The 2393-nt window shown below is 67.4% G+C and carries 1 protein-coding gene; it reads right to left on the bottom strand.

Translation table 11 applies throughout. The features are described from left to right. Window positions 1-2393: DEAD/DEAH box helicase (locus tag WBR57_RS23310; protein WP_424087046.1), on the bottom strand; the 2393-nt coding region annotated here is incomplete at both ends.

Genomic DNA, 2393 nt, shown 5'->3' with positions numbered 1-2393 from the left:
GGTCGCGGCTGATCAGGCGCACGTCGCCGCGCTCCATGCGCCGCAACAGGGCCAGCCAGCCGTCGCTGTCCATGGCTTCGTGCAGGCAGTCGTCGAGGGTCTGTTCCACCAGCGGGTGCGCGGGCACTTCGCGCTCGCCGGCGAGGTTTTCCAGGCGGGCGATCTGGTCGGGAAACACGCTGGCGATCAGGTCTTCGCTTTTCATGCGCTGGATCTGCGGCGCCACCTTGCGCCCCCCGGTGTAGCGCGGCAACGCCAGGGCCACGCCCGCGTTCCAGCGCCAGCGCACGCCAAACAGCGGCGCGTCCAGCACGGCCTGGATCAGGATATGTTCGGCGCTGCTGCTGTTGAGGTAGCGCCATACGTCATCCAGCTCAAAGCTGTGGCTGGTGGACAGCGACAGCACGATCGCATTCTCGCTGGCCGCCGCTTGCAGCTCGAAGTTGAAGGTGCGGCAAAAACGCTTGCGCAGCGCCAGGCCCCAGGCGCGGTTGATGCGGCTGCCGAAGGGCGTGTGGAGGATCAATTGGGTGCCGCCGGACTCGTCGAAAAACCGCTCCATGATCAGCGTGTCCTGGGACGGCAAGGCGCTAAGGGCCAGGCGCGCGCGGGCCAGGTAATCGAGGATCTGTTCGGCGCTGGCGCGGTTCAGGCCCAGGGTGCCGGTGAGCCAGGCGTGCGCCGCTTGCAGGTCGCCGGGGCTGGCGCTGAGCAGCGCGTCCAGCTGCCCCTGGAAACGCGCCACGGCAAATGACAGCTCATTACTGCGCCCCGGTGCTTCACCGAGCCAGAAGGGGATGGTCGGCGGCTGGCCGTGGGCGTCCTCGACGCGCACCTTGCCGGCTTCGACCCGCAGGATTTTGTAGGAGGTATTACCGAGCTGGAAGATATCCCCGGCAATGCTTTCCACCGCAAAGTCTTCGTTGACGCTGCCGATGTTCAGGCTCTGCGGCTCCAGCAACACGCTGTAGTCGGCATTGTCGGGGATGGTGCCGCCACTGGTCACGGCGGTCAGTTTGGCGCCACGGCGACCGCGCAGGGTGTGGGTCACGGCGTCGCGGTGCAGGTAAGCGCTGCGGATGCCCTGGCGACCGTTGTAACCTTCGGCGAGCATCTGCAGCAGCGCCTGGTAGTGGCGTTCGTCCAATTCGGCATAGGGCGCGGCACGCTGGATCAGCGCCAGCAGGGCCGGTTCCGACCATTCCTGGGCGCTGACCTCGGCGATGATCTGCTGGGCCAATACGTCCAGCGGCGCGACCGGGATTTGCAACACGTCGAGTTCGCCACGGCGCACGCAGTCGAGCAGCGCGGCGCATTCGATCAGGTCATCGCGGGTAGTGGCAAACAGGCGGCCCTTGGGCGTGCCGCCGACCTGGTGGCCGGAGCGCCCGACCCTTTGCAGAAACCCATTGATCGAGCCGGGCGAGCTGATCTGGCACACCAGGTCGACGTCGCCGATATCAATCCCCAGCTCCAGCGACGCCGTGGCAATCAGCACTTGCAGCTCGCCGGCCTTGAGGCGTTGCTCGGCGCTCAGGCGCATTTCCTTGGCCAGGCTGCCGTGGTGGGCGGCCACGGCAGTCTTGCCCAGGCGCTCGCTCAAGTGCCGCGCCAGGCGTTCGGCCAGGCGCCGGGTGTTGACGAAAATCAGCGTGGTGCGGTGTTCGCGGGCCAGCTCGGCCAGGCGCTCGTAGACCAATTCCCACACGTCGTTGGCCATGACGGCCGACAGCGGCACTGGCGGCACCTCGATACCCAGGTCGCGCGGGCGGGCGTGGCCGATGTCCACGATGGCGCACTCACGGCCGCTGCCCACCAGGAAGCGTGAGACCGCCTCGATGGGTTTCTGCGTGGCCGACAAGCCAATGCGCGTCAGCGGCTCGGCACACAAGCCTTGCAGGCGCTCCAGGCTCAGCGCCAAGTGGCTGCCGCGTTTGCCGGCGGCGATGGCGTGGATTTCATCGACGATCACCGTGTGCGTGCTGGCCAGCATCTGCCGCCCGGAGTCCGAGCCCAGCAGCACGTAGAGCGATTCCGGGGTGGTGACGAGGATATGCGGCGGGCGCTTGCGCATCAGTGCGCGGTCTTTTTGCGGGGTGTCGCCGGTGCGTACGGCGGTGCGGATTGCAAGCGGCGGCAAACCCATGGCCTGCAACTGCTCGGTGATCCCCGCCAGCGGGTTTTGCAGGTTGATCTGAATGTCGTTGGACAGCGCCTTGAGCGGCGACACGTACACCACCAGGGTCTCATCCGGCAGTTGCCCGCCGTTGGCCAGGCCCTGTTGCACCAGGGCGTCGAGCACCGCGAGAAATGCAGTCAGCGTCTTGCCCGAGCCGGTGGGCGCGGCGATCAGCGTCGAGCGGCGCTGGCGGATGAGCGGCCAGGCCTGGGCC

This window comes from Pseudomonas sp. (assembly GCF_049590575.1).
Classification (GTDB): Bacteria; Pseudomonadota; Gammaproteobacteria; order Pseudomonadales; family Pseudomonadaceae; genus Aquipseudomonas.
Note: the sequence above shows the minus strand (reverse complement) of the source record. Positions and strands in the feature narration are given on the sequence as shown.